This is a genomic window from Methylocaldum sp. GT1BB (genome assembly GCF_051027545.1).
Classification (GTDB): Bacteria; Pseudomonadota; Gammaproteobacteria; order Methylococcales; family Methylococcaceae; genus Methylocaldum.
Map to the genome: position 1 here is coordinate 977,420 of NZ_CP194902.1, position 18,705 is coordinate 996,124.

The window sequence follows — 18,705 nt, forward strand, 5'->3', positions numbered from 1 at the left end:
ACAGTCCGCCAAAAGGGTATCGCCTGTCTCAACCCAGGCGCTCGACCAACCGCCAATAGCACCGCATCCGACGATACGTGCAGCGGTCGTCCGGAGCCGCTTTAAACTCGGGATGAGTGAGCAGTCCGTCCAAGCAGGCGGCGATATGCCCGGCTGTCGATGGCGACGGATTTCTCGCATACCGCATCAGCAGAAAACGCAAACTCTCCTCCAGCAAATCGGGTGATGGCGCCGCATCGGCGCATGCGCGACTTTCGACGATCATGTATCTCTCCCCGGCGTTTCAACAAATGTGCCGACCCGTATTCAAGCCGGCCGACTGCAACAGGCGTCTGGAAAAATCTTTCGAAGGCAGATCCAGACAGTGGAAATCCTCGGCGTGCCGATTTCCGTTCTCGAGTAGTCTGACCAGTTTGATGGCGGACTTTGCAGCCGCATGCCGTCGGCGGACTGATTGAAAAACCGTACGGTCGACGGAGTTCACGGCACGACTCCCGAAACTAATGAACACGCCACAAATGATAATCGTTCTCATTTCGGTGTCAACCCCCGTATTCCGGTTACGAATTGATTTTTGAAACAAGGCGCGAAGCCGCTTGATTTGTGCGGCTCAGTTCACGGTCGGGCAGGATTCGGTATCTATACTTGGATCACTGGAGTGTCGGCGCCGGACTGCGATACATGAAACGAGGTTCTCGGCGTAACGACAGCGTTTCGATGATGCGGGACGCAAATCCGCGGTCGTTATCAAACTACCCTTTCAGCCGAGGAAGAATGCCTATGAAGTTCAAGAATTACCTCAAGCTCCTGGTCTACAAGGACGGCTCGGATCTTTATCTCACCGCTGGCGCTCCCCCCGCAGCCAAATTTCAGGGGAAGCTGACGCCTGTCGATACCATTGAACTGACCGACGACATGATCAAAGAGACCGCCTATTCGGTCATGGATGAAGGCCAGCGGCGGGATTTCGAGCGGCGTCCGGAAATGAATCTCGCCATCAGCGAGGAAGGCGTGGGGCGTTTTCGCGTGAACATCTTCAAGCAGCGCAACGCCCATGCGATGGTGGTGCGGAATATCAAGGTCAACATTCCCAAGGTCGATGATCTGGGTCTGCCGGAAGTCCTCAAAAACGTCATCATGGAAAAACGGGGACTGATTCTCTTCGTCGGCGCCACCGGTTCCGGCAAATCGACCTCGCTGGCGGCACTGATCGACTATCGCAACAGCAACTCCGCCGGGCACATCATCACCATCGAAGACCCGATCGAATTCATGCACCCCCACAAAAAGTGCCTGGTGAATCAGCGGGAGGTCGGCGTCGATACCCAGACTTACGAAGACGCTCTCAAGAACACGCTCCGGCAGGCGCCCGACGTCATCCTGATCGGCGAAATCCGTTCCCAGGACACGATGGAGTACGCCATCAATTTCGCGGAAACCGGCCACCTGTGCCTGTCGACCCTGCACGCCAACAACTCGAATCAGGCGCTCGACCGAATCATCAATTTCTTCCCCGAAGAGCGGCGGAATCAGCTGTTATTGGATTTGTCCCTCAACCTGAGGGCTTTCGTCTCGCAGCGCCTGGTGCCGACGGTGGACGGCAAGCGAGCCGCCGCCATCGAGATTCTGCTCGGAACGCCCCTGGTCTGCGATTTGATCCGGAAGGGCGAAGTCCACGCGATCAAGGAAGTCATGGAGAAATCCGAAGGTTTGGGCATGCAAACTTTCGACAGCCATTTGGTGAAGCTGTACCAGGCCGGCCGGATTACCGCCGAAGAAGCCATCCGCAATGCGGACTCGGCCAACAACGTCAGATTGAAAATCAGCCTGGGCCAGCAGCGTGCTCCCAAGGACACATCGCCGGAAAATACGGAGTCTCCTCAAGATCAGAGCAGCGAAAAAACCGAGAGCGCTCAAACCGGCGAGTCGCCATTCGGCACGATGAATCTGAGCCTGGAGCCCGTCGGCGATGAGAGCGAGAAGACCGAGGAGTCCCATTGAGTCTTCCTGATCGCGAATCCTGGAAGAGCTTTCAGGCCAGGACACTTCTCGCCGCCCGATGCATCTCCTCGCCACCGCCGACCTAGACTAGACGCGAAGATGTGTGGCGCCGGATTCCCAATGTCGTATCGGATCAAATACCGGCCCGATTTGTAAGCTTTAGCTGACTTGACGTATGTCGCAATAACGATTCACCATCGCGCCGCCTCGGTTCTCCGTATGCTCGAAATCCGGCCTTTCTGGAGTAACAGCCTCGGGCATAGCGTCCCAATCCGGGCACAAAAGGGGCAGTCGATTTGAAATTTGAGCTGTAAAAATGGCTTCATGGTTTTCAAACAGCGCGTCGGCTTTAGGAACGCGGTTTATACACCTTCAAGGCGTAAGGTCTTGCCCTTTCGGGGCGCCCAATTCTAGTTAGGCTGGGGGAGAGTCGGATGAACGAAGAGAAAATTCCGCTCACCGAATCACTGGGCATGTTTAATACATACTCAGTCGAAGTCCGATCTAAGATCGATGCTTTGGTAAGACAAGTTCTTTTCCTAAGCGGCGGCGTTCAGGCAATCACTATCGGTGCATTTCTGAACGGAATACCGCCGCAATTCCCATCGGAAGCTATCTCGCTTCTGAAAAACGGATGGTTGCTCTTGTCGGCAAGCATAGTCTTTTCACTCTTGTTTATGCTCGGGCAGGTTTTTGCGATGATCGCTGTCGGCTTGAAGTTCTCTGCCAAGCTTAGGAACAGCCGGGCCGGCGCTGAAATTATGAACGCGCCTATGCCACTGAGGGTGTTCAACTGGGTTGTTGGGCTTTCTGCATTCCTTGCCTGCGCTGGCGGTGTCGTCGCCCTATCAAAAGCAGCAATGTCGCTGATAGGTGCATAACTTACCTGCAAGGATTGCAGCCCATGTAGGATGGGTAGAGCCAAGCGAAACCCATCATTCCAGAGTCGTGATACGTCATGGACGTTTTTTATGGATATCAGTCCGCATAGCACGTGTAGGATGCCGTGACGCAGGAACCGCATCGTTCAAATTCGCGATCGATGCGCCTCCTACGTCGGCACATCCTACGCGGGCTCCGGGTAACTGGTGCTCTTATCTTACGAATCTTACGAGATCCAACCCAGCAATAGTGGCGCTTGACAATACTAACGCCTCTCGTCAGCATTGTTGTCATGATCGAATCGTTCAAATGCCGCGAAACGGAGGCCCTGTTCAGAGGTGAGCGAGTTCCACGTTTCGTCAATATCGAACGAGTGGCGCTCCGAAAACTGACGCAGCTTGATGTCGCGGGGCGCTTGGAGGACCTGAGAGTACCTCCCCAAAATCGGCTGGAAGCCTTGAAAGGTGACCGAAAGGATCAGTGGAGCATTCGCATTAACGACCAGTGGCGCGTTTGTTTCCGCTTTGAGAGCGGCAAGGCTTTCGACGTCGAGATAGTCGATTACCATTGAGAGGATACTTATGCGCGATATTGCTCCTGTTTCTCCCGGCGAACTGCTCCTCGAAGAGTTCCTGAATCCGATGGGTATCACCCAGTACAGGTTGGCGAAGGAGATCGGCGTGTCCCAACGCCGCATCGGAGAAATAGTCGCTGGAAAACGCTCCGTTACCGCGGATACCGATCTTCGATTGTGTCGTTTTTTCGGCTTGTCCGATGGTTATTGGCTCCGCGCCCAAGCTCATTACGACACTATGATCGCGCGCGAGACGATGGCCGAAACCCTCGCACATATTCGGCCTTGGGCTGAAACGCACCCGGATTCATAATTCGGTCTGACGCTTCCCTCAACCTGACCGCCCAACAGACCGCGTAGGACGCATTAGCGTTGACGTAATGCGCCGAATGGAACGTCTGCATACGGTGCACGATATTTCGCCCTTGGCTCACTCCCCAACCAACCACTCCACCCGCCACGTCCCTTGGCCATCCACCGCCAGTTTTTCCCACAGCCAAGGCAACAGACTGCGCAGTTCCTCTTCCAGTTTCCAGGGCGGGTTGATGATGACCATGCCGCTGCCGTTCAGGCGGAGGGTTTCGTCAGGGTCGAGTATCGAGAATTCCGCGACCAACACCTTGCGGATGCCGGATTTCTTGAAACGGCGTAGAAAATCGTCCGCCGTGGCGCGATCCTGGATCGGATACCAGACTGCAAAAATACCGGTCGCCCAACGCCGATAAGCCTCCTTCACGGCGTCCAGCAGACGCCGCCACTCGTCTTTGAGCTCAAAGGCCGGATCGATCAGCACCAGGCCCCGCCGTTCGGAAGGCGGCAGCAACGCCTTGAGCGCCTGATAGGCGTCGAGATGATGGATCTTGACTTGCTTGTCGCCGGCGAATTCCTCGCCGAGTACCTTGACTTCGTTGGGATGAAGTTCGGAAAGCGTCATCCGATCGCCTGGGCGCAGGTAGTACCGGACGATATGGGGAGAGCCGGGATAAAAGCGCAGTTTGCCGTCGGAATTCAAAGCGCGCACGGCTCCGAGATAGTTCAGGATCGCCTCGGGCGCGTCTTTAACCTCCCACAATGGACCGATACCGGTTTTGTACTCGCGATTCTTGCGGGCTATCGCCGAGCCGAGATCGTAACGCCCGGCCGCGGCATGGGTGTCCAGATAGAAAAACGGCTTTTCCTTGCGCAGCAGCGAGCGAACTAGCAGGGTCAAAACCAGATGTTTGAATACATCGGCATGATTGCCGGCGTGAAAGCCGTGGCGGTAGCTCAGCATGGATTACGACGTTTAATGGGAAGACGGGCTCTCGGTCGGAGACTGATCAGAAATTCGGCTTTTTCTTGGCCGAGTTGTAACGTTCGATGCTGCTGGTGATTTCCTGCTTCGCTTCCTCGCCGTCGTACCAGCCGTCGATCTTGACCCATTTGCCGGGTTCCAGGTCCTTATAGTGCTCGAAGAAGTGTGCGATTTGGGCGAGCAGACTGTCGGGAATGTCGCGGAAGGAGTTGACCTTGCTGTAAAGCGGGGTCAATTTGTCGTGGGGAACCGCGATAATCTTGCAGTCGCCGCCGGCTTCGTCGGTCATTTTCAATAGACCGATCGGCCGGCAGCGAACCACCGATCCGCTCAATAGTTTCCAGGGAGCGACCACCAGTACGTCCACGGGGTCGCCGTCTTCCGACAAAGTGTGCGGAACGTAACCGTAATTGCAGGGATATTGCATCGCCGTGCCCATGAAGCGGTCGACGAAAAGCGCTCCGGTTTCTTTATCGATCTCATACTTCACCGGATCGCTGTACGCCGGGATTTCGATGACCACGTTGATGTCGTTCGGAACGCTCTTGCCGGAACTGACTTTCATCAAAGACATGGGGTCGGATACTCCTTTAGCTGAGGTAAAACTGCGGGATTATAGCAATGTTTGCTGGTCGGCCGGTTGGTAAGGAACTGTGGACGATATGATGCGACATTCCCGGCAAGATCAGCCATCAAATAGGCTATTTCCTGGATGAGGTCTAATTTTTGGGCATAAAACCGTGAACCCTTTGCTTTTTAAAGCTCACCCTTTACTGTATCTTTCAGCCGATCTCTTACTCCGCCCGTCCGCGTACTCGGTCGACGATTTTTCCAGGCTGGTCCTGATTTACCTCATCATCAATCTTCCGTGGATGGCGGCATTGCGGTTCGCGGTGCGACGAACGGTCGGAATCCGCCTGACGCTCCCCCGCGCTTACGGCCTCGCCTTGCCGTCCGCCGTGGTTTACGCGCCGCTGATGCTCACGGTGTCGAGCGACATACTGGCGCATGCATTTCGCCTGGAAGAACGGTATATCCTGATTTTTGTAATCGCGGTGGCATCACAGATGCTCGGTGCTCTTTACGGCTTTGGCGTCCGCTTCGATCGGACTGGACGACCGATCGGCATTCGCGCCGGCCTCGTCGTCTCCTTGTTTCTTCTGTTAGCATCGATTCCGTTTAGCTTTCTGCTGCTCGGGCTGAATGCGGTTTTCCGGGTGATTTGAGACTGCGCCGGATGCCCATTGACTTTTGCCGCAAAAATTTGGTCGGTCTATCCCATTACCCTATAATGGCGGGCTTTTAGGCCCGCTCGTAATCACCGTTTTTAAGGAAGGTCATACTGTGAGCAACAACTTTATCTTTACTTCCGAATCCGTTTCCGAAGGCCATCCGGACAAGATCGCCGATCAAGTCTCCGATGCCGTTCTGGACGAAATGCTGAGACAAGACCCGAGGGCCAGAGTGGCCGTCGAAACCTTGGTCAAGACCGGAATGGTGATTTTGGCGGGCGAAGTTACCACATCGGCCTGGGTGGATACCGAGACGCTGGTACGCCAGGTCGTGCGCGAAATCGGCTACGACGATCCGTCGATCGGGTTCGACTGGGAAAGCTGCGCGGTGCTCACGGCCATCGGTAAACAGTCGCCCGACATCGCCATGGGCGTCGACGAATCCGACGACCACGAACAAGGAGCCGGCGATCAGGGCCTGATGTTCGGTTACGCGTCCAACGAGACCGATGTGTTGATGCCGGCTCCCATCACTTACGCCCACCGGCTGGTGCAGCGCCAGGCGGAAGTGAGAAAAAAGAAATTTCTGCCCTGGCTGCGTCCTGACGCCAAGAGCCAGGTGACCTTCCGCTACGAGGACAACAAGCCGGTCGCCATCGATGCCGTGGTTCTGTCCACCCAACACTCACCGGATATCGATCCGAAAATCCTGCGTGAGGCGGTGATGGACGAAATCATCCTCCACGTCCTTCCGAAAGAATGGCTGCACAAGGACACCAAGTACTTCATCAACCCCACCGGCAAGTTCGTCATCGGCGGTCCGGTCGGCGACTGCGGACTGACCGGCCGCAAGATCATCGTCGATTCCTACGGCGGCATGGCACGGCACGGCGGCGGCGCATTCAGCGGCAAGGACCCGTCCAAGGTGGACCGCTCGGCGGCATACATGGGCCGCTACGTGGCCAAGAACATCGTGGCCGCCGGCTTGGCCGAACGCTGCGAAATTCAGGTGTCCTATGCCATCGGGGTGGCCGAGCCGACCTCCATCAGCGTCAATACCTTCGGGACGGGCGTCATTGCCGAGGAACGCCTGGTGCAACTGGTGCGCGAGTATTTCGATCTGCGGCCGAAAGGGCTGATCCGCATGCTGGATCTTCTGCAGCCGATTTATCGTCCCACGGCCGCTTACGGACATTTCGGCCGTACCGAGGACACGTTTACCTGGGAAAAGACCGACAAGGCCGAGGCGCTGCGCGAAGCGGCCGGCTTATCCGCTCTGTAATGTTTTACCCGGCCGCCGGGTGAGGCGGTGTTGTGCAGGCTGAGGAGCGCTGCGACGGGACATCCGCCAGGCTCGGTCGGCGCAACTGTTATGTCAACGGCGCTCGGTTCATCTCCGCTGGTCGGGACACCTGACCAGTGTTTGTGGCCGGTGGAGAAATTCACGCAATGAGGAGCATGAAACATGAACGCTGTCGTAAATCCTGATTCATCCAACGATTACCGCGTCGCCGATATTTCCCTGGCCGACTGGGGCCGCAAGGAAATCGCCATCGCCGAAACCGAAATGCCGGGCCTGATGGCGGTGCGCGAGGAGTATCGCGCACTGCAACCGCTCAAGGGCGCCCGCGTCGCCGGCAGTCTGCACATGACCATTCAGACCGCCGTATTGATCGAGACCTTGGTCGCCCTGGGCGCGGAAGTGCGCTGGGCGTCCTGCAATATCTTCTCCACTCAGGACCACGCCGCTGCGGGCATCGCCGCCGCCGGCATCCCGGTGTTCGCCTACAAGGGCGAATCCCTGGAAGAATACTGGGATTTCACTCACCGCATCTTCGAATGGCATGACGGCGGCACGCCGAACATGATCCTCGACGACGGCGGTGACGCGACGCTGCTGATCACGCTGGGTTCGCGCGCCGAAAAGAACCCGTCGCTCCTGGACAAGCCGACGTGCGAAGAGGAAGAGGTGCTGTTCGCCGCCATCAAGAAGCGTCTGGCTTCCCAGCCGGGCTGGTATTCGAAAGTGCTCGCCAACATCAAGGGCGTCACCGAGGAAACCACCACCGGCGTACACCGCCTGTACCTGATGGAGCAGGAAGGCCGCTTGCCGTTCCCGGCGATCAACGTCAATGATTCGGTGACCAAGTCCAAGTTCGACAATTTGTACGGCTGCCGCGAATCGCTGGTGGACGGCATCAAGCGCGCCACCGACGTGATGATTGCGGGCAAGATCTGCGTGGTCCTCGGCTACGGCGACGTGGGCAAGGGCTGCGCCCAAGCGTTCCGTGGCCTCGGCGCCACCGTATGGGTCACCGAAATCGATCCGATCTGCGCCTTGCAGGCGGCGATGGAAGGCTACCGCGTGGTCACCATGGACGACGCGTGCGACAAGGGCGACATCTTCGTCACCGCCACCGGCAACGTTGGCGTCATCAGCCATGATCACATGGCAAAGATGAAGAACAACGCCATCGTCTGCAACATCGGCCATTTCGACTCGGAAATCGAGGTCGCGAGTCTCAGGAAGTACACCTGGGAAAACATCAAGCCGCAGGTCGACCACGTCATCTTTCCGGACGGCAAGCGCATCATCCTGCTGGCCGAAGGGCGCTTGGTGAACCTCGGCTGCGCCACGGGTCATCCGAGCTTCGTCATGTCGAACTCGTTCACCAACCAGACCTTGGCCCAGATCGAGCTGTTCTGCCATGGCAACAAGTACCAGAACAAGGTTTATGTGCTGCCGAAACATCTGGACGAGCACGTGGCGCGCCTGCATCTCAAGAAGATCGGCGCACAGCTCACGCAGTTGACGCCGGAACAGGCGGCGTACATCGGCGTACCGGTGGACGGTCCGTACAAACCGGATCATTACCGGTATTGATCCTGCGAGGCAGCAAATAGGGTAGAAAACCGTTTGCCCTACGCTTACCGTTCTGACCACGAAGAAATCCTGCCTTGTGCAGGATTTCTTCTATCTGAGATACGATGACTCCCATGGAATCGCAAAAAAAATATCCGAGAATCTTCAGCCTGGAATTCTTCCCGCCGAAGAATCATGAAGCGGAAGACGCTTTCCGCACGAACCTGGCGAAACTGGCCGCGCTCAAGCCGAAATTCTGTTCTGTGACGTTCGGCGCGGGCGGGACGACGCGGGAGAAGACCTTCGAGACGGTGGTCGAAATCCAGCGGAATACCGGCATCGAGGCGGCTCCTCATATCTCGTGCATCGCGTCCACCAAGACTAGCGTGCGGGAGGTTCTGGAAGCCTATAAAAATCAGGGCATCCGGCATATCGTCGCGCTGCGCGGGGACATGCCCTCCGGCATGCTGTCACCGGGAGAATTCCGTTACGCCAACGAACTGGTGGAATTCATCCGTCGGGAAACAGGCGATCACTTCCACATCGAAGTGGCGGCCTACCCGGAAATGCATCCCCAGGCGGCCAGCATGGAGGCCGATTTGCGCAACTTCAAGCGCAAGGTCAAGGCCGGCGCCGACAGCGCCATTACGCAGTATTTTTACAATCCCGAAGCCTATTTCCGCTTCGTCGACGATTGCGAAAAAATGGGCATCGACATTCCCATCGTGCCCGGCATCATGCCGATCTCCAATTACACGCAACTGGCCCGGTTTTCCGACGCCTGCGGAGCGGATATCCCGCGTTGGATACGGAAGCGGCTCGAGGTGTTCGGCGATGACCGCAAATCGATCCGCGCGTTTGGTCTAGAAGTGGTGACCGACCTGTGCCGACGGCTGTTGGAGCAGGGCGCGCCAGGACTGCATTTCTACACGCTGAATCGTGCCGAGGCGGTGTTTGGGATTTGGATGAATCTGGGGGTTGCGGCGGACTGAGCCTCACGCCCACAGATCCGCCAGCGAGAAGGTGATAGCGTCGAAGGGCGGAACCTTGACCGGATCGTCGTCCTTGAGCGTAGCGATGAGCAGCCAGCCTTCTTCGCGCAGCGCGAAGGCTTCCAGGGTATGTACCAGAGGGTCGACCAGCCAGGCATAGGAAACCCCGTAACGGGCGTACAATGGCAGCTTTCGGGTACGGTCCTTCTGCTCGGTCGAGGGCGAAAGAATTTCGCACACCCAGTCCGGTACCACTTCGAAACGGTGGTCTTCGGGCAGCGTCGGCATCCGTTCCCGCCGCCAGCCGGCGAGATCGGGCACGGCGACTTCGGTGTCACGAACGAAGTGGACTTCCGGTTCCACCAGGATCCACCACCCGCCGGGGCCGCCGTCGCCGTAGCGGAATGGCCCACCGATTTTGCTCTGCAGACCGGACTCCGCCGCGGCGTGGCGCCCGGCGGGGCGGGGCTGGGTATACAGCTCGCCGTCGAGCACTTCGCCCACCAGGTTTTCCGGCAGCGCGAGCAAGCGTTCGTAAGGATTCGGAGTCATCAGAGTATGAGGCCGGCTCACGACTGTATCTCCTATGCGATCAACGCCATTTTCACTTGATTCCTGTATTCGACCATGAACAACCACGACTGGTCCAGCCGCGACCTCGCCGTCCTCTGGCACCCCTGCACCCAGATGAAGGACCACGAGGCCCTGCCGCCGATTCCGATCAAGCGCGGGCAGGGCGTATGGCTGGAGGATTTCGAGGGCAATCGTTATCTCGACGCTATCAGTTCCTGGTGGGTGAATCTGTTCGGCCACGGCCACCCTTACATCAAGGCCGCGCTCAAGGATCAGCTCGAAACGCTGGAACACGTAATCTTGGCCGGATTCACGCACGAACCGGCGGTGCGGCTGGCCGAACGGCTGATCGGCCTTGCGCCGAAGGGACTATCCCGCTGTTTCTATGCCGACAACGGCTCGTCCGCGGTCGAGGTGGCGCTCAAAATGAGCTTCCATTTCTGGCGGAATGCCGGAAAACCGGAGAAGACCCGCTTCATCGCCTTGAGCAACAGCTATCATGGCGAGACCCTTGGCGCCTTGGCCGTCGGCGACGTGGCGCTTTACAAGAAAATTTACGAGCCGCTCTTGCTGAAACCCATCACCGTCGAGAGTCCCGACTGTCATTACCGGGAGCCGGGCGAAACCTGGGCGGATTATTCCCGACGGAAATTCGCCGAGATGGAACGGACACTCGCGGCTCACGCGGCGGAGGCCTGCGCGGTCATCGTCGAGCCCCTGGTCCAATGCGCAGGCGGCATGCGCATGTACGACCCCGTTTATCTGAAGCTCTTGCGGGAGGCCTGCGACCGCCACGGCGTGCATCTGATCGCCGACGAGATCGCCGTGGGCTTCGGCCGTACCGGAACCTTGTTCGCCTGCGAGCAGGCGGGTATCCGGCCGGATTTCATGTGTCTGTCTAAAGGGCTGACGGGCGGCTACCTGCCGCTGTCCTGCGTGCTGACCACCGAGGCGGTCTATGCCGCCTTTTACGACGAATACACCAAGCTGAAGGCTTTCCTGCATTCCCACAGCTACACCGGAAACGCTCTCGCATGCCGGGCGGCACTGGCGACGCTGGATTTATTCGAGAAGGAGAACACATTGGCAGCGAACCGGCTGTTGGCCGATGCCATGGCAGAATCGGCGGCGGCGTTCGAAGATCATCCGCATGTTGCCGAAATCCGCCAAACCGGGATGATTCTGGCCATCGAGCTGGTTAAAAACAAGACGGATCGCGAACCATACCCCTGGCAGGAGCGGCGCGGGCTTCGCGTGTATCGTCACGGGCTGACGAGGGGCGTGTTGTTGCGTCCTCTGGGCAACGTCATCTATTTCATGCCGCCATACGTCATCACCCCCGACCAAATCCGTTTCATGGCGGATGTCGCGGGCGAAGCCATCGATATCGCAACGAAAGATTAGCTATGCGTGTTTCCAGGCTTTATCTTCAGAAAACGCTCGAAGAAGGCGCGGTCCTTCGGCTGGACGAGGAAAGCGCCCACTATCTCCGCACCGTGCTTCGGCTCAAAAAAGGGGCCGACTTGACCGTGTTCAACGGCGACGGGCGCGAATATTCGGCTCGGGTTTCGGCTATAGGACGCGATGAGGTTCACGTGGAAATCGGCGACGGGCGAAACCGCGAAGTCGAATCGCCGCTCACCACTCACCTCGGCCTCGGCATCTCGCGCGGCGAACGCATGGATCTCGCCATCCAGAAAGCGGTGGAGCTCGGAGTGAGCCGAATTACGCCCTTGTTCACCGAACATTGCGTGGTTCGCCTCGACGATACGCGACGCGGAAACCGGCGCCAGCACTGGCAGAGAGTGGCGCGCAGCGCCTGCGAGCAATGCGGCCGGAACCGCGTACCCGAGGTCGAGGAACCGATCGAGCTTAAGGATTGGGTGGTAGGACGCGAAGGCTTGCGGCTATTTTTCGACCCGCAAGGCGCGGTCGGCCTGAAGGACCTGCCGCGGCCGGAAGGTTTTGTAAGCATCCTTTCAGGGCCCGAAGGCGGCTTCGCCGAGAAGGAGCGGGTGCTGGCCCGGGAAGCGGGGTTCGTCCCGGTTCGGCTGGGGCCACGTATCCTCCGGACGGAAACCGCCGTGCTCGCCGCACTGTCGGCGATACAAGCGATTTGGGGCGATTTAGGCTGATGCGGTCGCGCGAGCACATCGTCCTAGAAACGGCAGTTGACCGCTTAGAAGGAATAGAAAAGCCGTATGAATTGTGACCGTCCTACCTGCTACCGATCTCACCGTTTGGGTGAAGCCGCTACGCACCCGATTGCACGGCTGGCCTACTTGATTCCCAATCGCCTCGCCAGGCGGTACAGATTGCTGCGGTCGAGTCCCAGCCGCCGCGCAGCTTCCGACCAGTTTTGAGAGGAGCGGTCCAAAGCGGCGCGTATCTCCTGCCGCTGAAGGTCCGCTACTGCTTCCGCCAGAGACCGCGACGTGCCGCTGGCCGACTCGACCTCTGGCACTCGCTTTGGCGCCGACATGCCCCCAATCGCGAGATCTTCGACCTGGAGCATCACCGAACTCCCCCGGCTGGAAGCGCGCAACGCTGCCCGGAGGATCACATGCTCGAGTTCCCGTATGTTTCCCGGCCAGCTATAGCGTGTCAGGGCCTCGACGGCCGAAGACGCCAACTGCACCCGATCAAGGCCCAGGCGCACCCGTGCCTGATCCAGAAAATGCCCCGCCAGCAACGGTATGTCCTCGATCCGCTCCCGGAGCGGAGGTACATGCAAGGGATAGATGCTCAGCCGATGGTAAAGATCGGCTCGGAATCGGCCGGCTTTCACTTCCTCCGCCAAATGACGATTGGTCGCCGCGATGATGCGGACATCGGCCCGATGATTCTTGTCCGATCCCAGGCGCTGAATCTCTCCGAACTGCAATACCCGTAGCAGCTTCGCCTGAATCGAGAGCGGCAGTTCACCGATTTCATCCAGGAACAAGGTACCGCCGTCCGCGAGTTCGAATTTGCCGGACCGGTCGGCGTTCGCGCCGCTAAAAGCACCGCGCACGTGTCCGAACAGTTCGCTTTCCGCCAGAGTCTCCGGAAGCGCCGCACAATTGACATGGACCAGAGGCTGGTCGGCGCGCCGCGAACGCGCGTGGAGAGTGCGGGCCACCACCTCCTTGCCGACACCGGTTTCCCCCGTCAGAAGAACCGTCAGATCGGACCGTGCGACGATATCGATCTCTCGGTTCAGGTCCCGCATGACCGGGCTTTCGCCCAGCATTCGACCACCGCGCAGCAAGGCTTCCCGCACCAGTTCCCGGCTGACCAGCCCGCGATGATTCGCCAAGGCTTCCAGCGCGTTGATGAAGGTTTCGTAGCGCATCGCCACGGCGGCTATCGAGGCGAAAATCTCGAATACCCGGTCTTCGATCCCGTCGAAGGCGCCGGGCGCCAGGGAGTCGACCGTTAATACACCGAATAAGTCATCTTCGGAATACAGGGCGCACCCAACGCAGGAGTGGACCTGCAATCGCCCTCCGGAATCATTGAGCAGCAGCCCGTCGTAAGGGTCCGGCCGCGAATCGTCGGCCGGAAAGCGGACCGGCTTCCGGGAAGCGAGAGCAGCGGCCAGGCGTGGCTGCTCTTCGGGCCGGAACTGCCGGCCCATGACTTCGGCGTTAAGTCCTTGGGAGGCGGTAGGCACCAGGACATCGCCCTGACAGCGCAACAAGGCACAGGCATCGTTCCCAACCACCCGGCTCAACGCGGCGAGGAGCCGGGTATATCTCTCTCTCGACGGCAGGCACGCGGTCAAATCCAGGACAGTGTCGAGCAGAGCGTTCTGCGAATCGCCAAACGTATCGAGTAAAAATGACATCGTTCTTAATCAAATCATTTTGTGTGGCGAAATGACAACGATGAGTCGGTCAGTCTTTCTCGTACGATTTGTTTGTAGCTCAGTAACTTATCTGATGACTGACGAGTGCATGTAGTCAAAATGACTGTATCTGACAATTTTGCTCAGAATTGCGTTTGAAAGTTTCTCATTTAGTTCAGTTAGTTACAAATTGGCACTGATCCTGCCACTGTCTAGCCGACAGGACCGGCCGAAACGGTGCCTAGGGTTCGCCGCCTGCAGCCTAATGCCTGGCGTTCCCGAGAAGCCCCCCGTCATCCGGAATGCTTCACCATCGGCAGCAACCCGTGTGAATCCGTCAGGTACTCACGGCCGGTCTCGTCCAATCGGTCATCGCCGACTTTTCCGAATGCGTGTCGAACGACCCTGCGCAAACGCCAGCTTCAGGTGACCAATGAACAGGCCCGGTGCCGCGAGCAATTTCGGCAAACCGGGGCGCCGATAAAAGTTTACTGCGAGGACAGTGGATGCTAGTGATTTTCTCAGGGCGCCTGCATAGCTGGCGCTTCAACTTGTCCACTCCCGCGTTTGCTAGAGGTCGAAGCCTTTGGGCCGGGCTCGCCGTCGGATGCGTACTCCTTGCCGCAGGGTGTGCCTGGATTCCGCCCGGCGGAAAGCGCGCGGAGTTCATGCCCGCCCCCGACATGGCGCATGGATTATCCGAAGCCCGCGAGAAGGAGCCCCTGACGCCGAGGAGAGCATGGCCCGAAGACCGATGGTGGCGGCAGTTCGATAGTCCCGAACTGAATCGTCTCATGGCGGTGGCACTCAAGGACAATCCCGGCCTCAAGGCAGCGGCGGCGAGGCTGCGCCAGGCGCAGGCCATGGCCCGAGTGGAAGGCGCGAGACTTTTGCCTTTCCTGGACGCGGACGTGGAGTTCGCCAACGAACGGATTTCGGAGAACGGCGTATTCGCCGCGCTCAATCGCGAAGAGGCGGCAGGCGCGAACGTCATTTTCGCCAGCATCAACCCCGTAAGTCTCCGCTACGAATTCGATTTCTGGGGAAAGAATCGAGCGGCGCTGGAAGCGGCGCTGGGCGAGGCGGAAGCGACCGCGGCCGAACAGGCGGAAGTCCGTCTGCAGTTGACGACCGCCATCGCCCGAGCCTACTTCCGCGGAGCGGCGCTCAAGCGGCAGCTCGATCTGGCCCGGGAAATGGTGGAGCTGCGTCATGAGCTGCTCGAGCTCGCCGATACCCGCTTCGAAAGCGGCCTCACGTCTGCCAGCTCGGTGAAGCGGGCGAACATCGCCCTGGAAACGGCCCAAAAACGAGAAGCCGGTACCGAGGATCAATTGGACGTGCAGCGGAATCTACTGGCCCGGCTGATGGGTACCAGCCCGGACGAAACCCGCCAACTGTTTGCCAATCCGGTGACCATCCCGGAAAGAATTCCGCTGCCCACCCGGCTTCCCATAGGCCTGCTCGCGCATCGGCCGGACCTGGCTGCCGCCCTCCATCGGACCGAGGCGGCGGCGCACAGGATCAAAGAGGCCAAGGCGCGCTTTCTGCCCACGGTCGATCTCACCGCTTTCGTCGGCGTGAATGCCCTGAGGCTCACCACCAAAGGGGCGAGCTCCCTGGCCAACGTTCTGTTCTCGGGTTCGAGTTTCGCTTACGGGATCGCGCCGGGGCTCAGGCTGCCCTGGTTCGAGGGCGGACGCCTGCGTGGCGAGCTGTCGGCGCAGCGGGCAGAGTACGACGGAGCGGTCGAGCTCTACAACGACACCTTGGTGCAGGCGATACAAGAGGTCGCAGACAGCCTGAGCAGCTGGCGCGAGACGCGCAACATATTGGAGGCGCACCTGCGTCTCCTGGTTTCACAGCGGGAAGATCTCGACCTCGCGCAGACGCGCCTCCAAGCCGGACTGGACGACCGCCGCACGGTACTCCAGAGCCGGCACGCGGTTCTGAATCAGGAATATGTGCTGAAGAGCCTGGAGACCAACCAACTCGTGGCCATGACCGATCTGATCGAAGCCCTGGGCGGGGGATATACGAACAACGCCGACATCACGCGCCCCCAATCGATCGCCGACTGAGAGCGCGCCGGCAGAAACGAGAACCAAGCGCCGACGCTGTCCTGTTGAGCAACGCAAAAAGCAGAGGCAATCACCATGGCCGATCTGGTACCGAAAAATGATTCGTTAGAGGCGAACCGTGCCGCGCCCAGGCTCTCCGCTACGGAGCAACCGTCTCCGGAACGGCTCGGCCGAGCCGCGCCGAATCGGGACGGCAACCTGCAATCGAGTGATGTATGGCTATCACGGACTCCTCTAATGCTATCCCCCAATAAAACCGTCAACCGTTTGGCAATCTCCGCGAGCCATCGTCGCTCGGAGATGCGCGCCGGGAATGCTGACGGAAGCATCTCGATCCACCCGAGGTAAGCATGGGAAAAGAAATTCAGATCAGAAGTCTGATCACCCTGGTTCTGTTGGTCATCGCGTTTCAGGGCGATGCTGTTTTTGCCTTCCTATTGGAAGGACTTCATCTTTTCGTGGAGGTCGTGGAGCTCGCGTCCGAACACCTGCTGGAAACACACTTCGGGCTATCTACCCGAAGCGCGCAAATGGTCACCGCCTGGTTTGGCCTGGTGGTTTTTCTGGGTCTATCGCCCTTCATCGTCAGAAAGATCACGGCGATCCTCGGCGGGATTGTCGCGGCTGCCAAGGCGTGGTGGCTGAAAGAACTCGTCACCGCGCGGCAGTGGGCCGACAAGGTTCGCCCGAGGTATTGGGTGATCGCCGGCGCCATTCTGCTCGCGACGTTCTCATTTTTCTCTTAGCCCCGTTCGTACGTCGTCCGGCTTTAAACCTAGCCGCCTCGCGAGCTTGTGCAGATTGCTCGGGTCCACGTCCAGCTGGCGCGCGGCCTTGGCCCAGTTTCCGCCGCACAAGCGAAGCGCGTGCTGTATGCAGCGGCGTTGGCTTTCCTCAACCGCCGTACGCAGCGTGAAAACCACCGCCGGTTCGTGAACCGAAGCCGTGGAGTCCACATTGGGACCAGGTTCGAACTGATCGAGGTCGAGATCGAGCAAATCGACGGGCAGGGTGACGATATCGTTTCGATCGACGCCACGACTCATGATCTTCAAGGCGGCACGGCTGATCGCATGCTCCAGTTCGCGCACATTGCCCGGCCAGCGATATTGCCTGAGAGCAGTTTCCGCTTCCGGAGCGAGCCGCAGGCTGCGCAAGCCCAGCCGTGCGCGATTGAGTTCGAGAAAGCGGCCCGCCAATAGCAGCACGTCGTTGTCGCGCTCGCGCAGGGGCGGTATGTGCACCGGATAAACCGAGAGACGGTGATAAAGGTCCGCCCTGAAAGCCCCGTCACGTACTTGGTCGCGCAGCTTGCGATTGGTCGCGGCGATCACCCGCACGTTCACATGCCGTGGTTGATCCTCGCCGAGGCGCTGAACCTCTCCGTTCTGCAGCGTGCGCAAGAGCTTTGCCTGAACCGCGAGCGGCAATTCGCCCACCTCGTCGAGAAACAGCGTGCCGTTCTCGGCGGCCTCGAAGCGACCCGGACGCTCGACCGCCGCCCCCGAGAACGCTCCCTTGGCATGGCCGAACAGCTCGCTCTCGGCCAGCGATTCGGGCAAGGCCGCGCAATTGACGTGGACCAGCGGCTGAGCGCGACGGCGCGACAGGCGGTGCAGCCTACGCGCGAACAATTCCTTGCCTACGCCGGTCTCGCCCAACAACAGCACCGGGAGTTCGGAATCGGCCACGACATCGAGCTCCCGCAACAATTGAGTGATGGCCTGGCTCTGACCGACGATCTCGCCGTCGTCTTCCAACGGCGATGCCGAGAAGGGTTCCTTATCGTGAGCGAGGCGCAACGCACGGATTTCCGCTTCCAATCGGGTCACCCGTATCGAAGCCTCGATCAACGCCGTGTATTGGCGCAGACAGTCCCGCGCGGCATCGTCGAACACGCCGACTTCCAGGGCGTCCAGCGTGACCGCGCCCCACGGCTGATCTTCCACGTACAAACTGATGCCCATGCAGTCATGCACCGGGAGAGGCTCGCCGACATGCGTCTCGATGAGGCCGTCGTACGGATCGGGCAGCGTGCTGTCGTGATCGAAGCACGTGAGCTCGCGACGCGAAAGAATGGCGGCGAGGCGCGGATGCTCGCTCATCGCAAAGCGCCTGCCCAAGGCATCGCGTACCAAGCCGTCGACGGCGACCGGACGCAAATGCGCTTCTTCCAAACGCAGCAGGGCAACCGCCCCGCAACGAAACTGTGTCCGCAAGGCGCTTACCAGTCTTTGCAAGCGCATAGCCTGCGGCAAGTCGGCCGCCAGGTCGGCGACCAGCATGCTCTCAATCATGGTGTTATTTACCGTATATGGTAGTAACAACCATAACACGCTATGGTTAAAAATACCTTCAGTTATTTAAGTTACGGATTTTATTAT

18 protein-coding genes and 1 riboswitch are annotated in these 18,705 nt (G+C 59.1%); of the genes, 12 read left to right on the top strand and 6 right to left on the bottom strand.

What is annotated here, in order from left to right; translation table 11 throughout:
- Positions 1-28: 28 nt before the first annotated feature.
- Positions 29-265, bottom strand: coding sequence for a hypothetical protein (locus ACR2TX_RS05560; protein WP_133718966.1), 237 nt, complete (start codon positions 263-265; stop codon positions 29-31).
- A 515-nt stretch (positions 266-780) separates the two neighbouring features.
- Between ACR2TX_RS05560 and ACR2TX_RS05565 the strand changes: the two genes are divergently transcribed.
- The 4 genes from ACR2TX_RS05565 to ACR2TX_RS05580 all read left to right on the top strand — a co-directional run bounded on the left by ACR2TX_RS05565 (position 781) and on the right by ACR2TX_RS05580 (position 3,770).
- Positions 781-2,001, top strand: coding sequence for a PilT/PilU family type 4a pilus ATPase (locus ACR2TX_RS05565; protein WP_077728181.1), 1,221 nt, complete (start codon positions 781-783; stop codon positions 1,999-2,001).
- Between the two features lie 434 nt (positions 2,002-2,435).
- Complete coding sequence (locus tag ACR2TX_RS05570; RefSeq protein ID WP_434131488.1) at positions 2,436-2,882, top strand: hypothetical protein; 447 nt, start codon at positions 2,436-2,438, stop codon at positions 2,880-2,882.
- A gap of 293 nt (positions 2,883-3,175) precedes the next feature.
- Positions 3,176-3,454, top strand: coding sequence for a type II toxin-antitoxin system RelE/ParE family toxin (locus ACR2TX_RS05575; protein WP_434131489.1), 279 nt, complete (start codon positions 3,176-3,178; stop codon positions 3,452-3,454).
- A gap of 10 nt (positions 3,455-3,464) precedes the next feature.
- Positions 3,465-3,770 (top strand): HigA family addiction module antitoxin, encoded by a 306-nt coding sequence (locus ACR2TX_RS05580; protein WP_077728184.1) that lies wholly within the window; start codon positions 3,465-3,467, stop codon positions 3,768-3,770.
- Positions 3,771-3,887: 117 nt separating this feature from the next.
- Here ACR2TX_RS05580 and ACR2TX_RS05585 read toward each other — a convergent pair whose 3' ends face one another.
- The gene (locus ACR2TX_RS05585) at positions 3,888-4,730 is read right to left on the bottom strand and encodes a 23S rRNA (adenine(2030)-N(6))-methyltransferase RlmJ (RefSeq protein WP_077728185.1); all 843 of its coding nucleotides are present in this window, start codon (positions 4,728-4,730) and stop codon (positions 3,888-3,890) included.
- Positions 4,731-4,776: 46 nt separating this feature from the next.
- Positions 4,777-5,325 carry an inorganic diphosphatase gene (gene ppa / locus ACR2TX_RS05590; RefSeq protein WP_077728186.1) on the bottom strand — a complete coding sequence of 183 codons (549 nt, stop codon included), beginning with the start codon at positions 5,323-5,325 and terminating at the stop codon, positions 4,777-4,779.
- Positions 5,326-5,491: 166 nt separating this feature from the next.
- On the opposite strand from ppa, the gene ACR2TX_RS05595 reads away from it, so the two are divergent.
- From ACR2TX_RS05595 to metF, 4 genes are all read left to right on the top strand, one after another.
- Entirely contained in the window at positions 5,492-5,977 is a 486-nt protein-coding gene (locus ACR2TX_RS05595; protein WP_434131492.1) for a hypothetical protein, read from the top strand.
- Between the two features lie 118 nt (positions 5,978-6,095).
- On the top strand, positions 6,096-7,265 hold the full coding sequence (gene metK, locus ACR2TX_RS05600; protein WP_086134422.1) for a methionine adenosyltransferase: 1,170 nt from the start codon (positions 6,096-6,098) through the stop codon (positions 7,263-7,265).
- Positions 7,266-7,300: 35 nt separating this feature from the next.
- A riboswitch (S-adenosyl-L-homocysteine riboswitch) is annotated at positions 7,301-7,377 on the top strand.
- Positions 7,378-7,448: 71 nt separating this feature from the next.
- On the top strand, positions 7,449-8,867 hold the full coding sequence (gene ahcY / locus ACR2TX_RS05605; protein WP_434131493.1) for an adenosylhomocysteinase: 1,419 nt from the start codon (positions 7,449-7,451) through the stop codon (positions 8,865-8,867).
- Between the two features lie 113 nt (positions 8,868-8,980).
- Complete coding sequence (metF, locus tag ACR2TX_RS05610) at positions 8,981-9,838, top strand: methylenetetrahydrofolate reductase [NAD(P)H] (RefSeq protein ID WP_434131495.1); 858 nt, start codon at positions 8,981-8,983, stop codon at positions 9,836-9,838.
- A 3-nt stretch (positions 9,839-9,841) separates the two neighbouring features.
- Here metF and ACR2TX_RS05615 read toward each other — a convergent pair whose 3' ends face one another.
- Positions 9,842-10,390: a Uma2 family endonuclease gene (locus tag ACR2TX_RS05615; protein WP_347257689.1), complete on the bottom strand. Its 549-nt coding sequence runs from the start codon at positions 10,388-10,390 to the stop codon at positions 9,842-9,844.
- A 75-nt stretch (positions 10,391-10,465) separates the two neighbouring features.
- Here ACR2TX_RS05615 and ACR2TX_RS05620 point away from each other — a divergent pair, with 75 nt between their 5' ends.
- The gene (locus ACR2TX_RS05620; protein WP_434131496.1) at positions 10,466-11,815 is read left to right on the top strand and encodes an adenosylmethionine--8-amino-7-oxononanoate transaminase; all 1,350 of its coding nucleotides are present in this window, start codon (positions 10,466-10,468) and stop codon (positions 11,813-11,815) included.
- 2 nt (positions 11,816-11,817) lie between these two features.
- Positions 11,818-12,546, top strand: a complete 729-nt coding sequence (locus ACR2TX_RS05625) for a 16S rRNA (uracil(1498)-N(3))-methyltransferase (protein ID WP_434131499.1) — start codon at positions 11,818-11,820, stop codon at positions 12,544-12,546.
- 143 nt (positions 12,547-12,689) lie between these two features.
- Here ACR2TX_RS05625 and norR (ACR2TX_RS05630) read toward each other — a convergent pair whose 3' ends face one another.
- Positions 12,690-14,240 carry a nitric oxide reductase transcriptional regulator NorR gene (gene norR, locus ACR2TX_RS05630; protein WP_077728194.1) on the bottom strand — a complete coding sequence of 517 codons (1,551 nt, stop codon included), beginning with the start codon at positions 14,238-14,240 and terminating at the stop codon, positions 12,690-12,692.
- Positions 14,241-14,746: 506 nt separating this feature from the next.
- On the opposite strand from norR (ACR2TX_RS05630), the gene ACR2TX_RS05635 reads away from it, so the two are divergent.
- A complete protein-coding gene (locus tag ACR2TX_RS05635) occupies positions 14,747-16,321 on the top strand; it encodes an efflux transporter outer membrane subunit (RefSeq protein ID WP_156879939.1) in 1,575 nt (524 codons plus the stop codon).
- 350 nt (positions 16,322-16,671) lie between these two features.
- Positions 16,672-17,067 carry a hypothetical protein gene (locus ACR2TX_RS05640; protein ID WP_077728196.1) on the top strand — a complete coding sequence of 132 codons (396 nt, stop codon included), beginning with the start codon at positions 16,672-16,674 and terminating at the stop codon, positions 17,065-17,067.
- Here the strand turns inward: ACR2TX_RS05640 and norR (ACR2TX_RS05645) are convergent.
- Entirely contained in the window at positions 17,053-18,618 is a 1,566-nt protein-coding gene (gene norR / locus ACR2TX_RS05645) for a nitric oxide reductase transcriptional regulator NorR (RefSeq protein WP_434131502.1), read from the bottom strand. The two genes, ACR2TX_RS05640 and norR (ACR2TX_RS05645), sit on opposite strands and share 15 nt — an antisense overlap.
- Between the last annotated feature and the right edge of the window lie 87 nt (positions 18,619-18,705).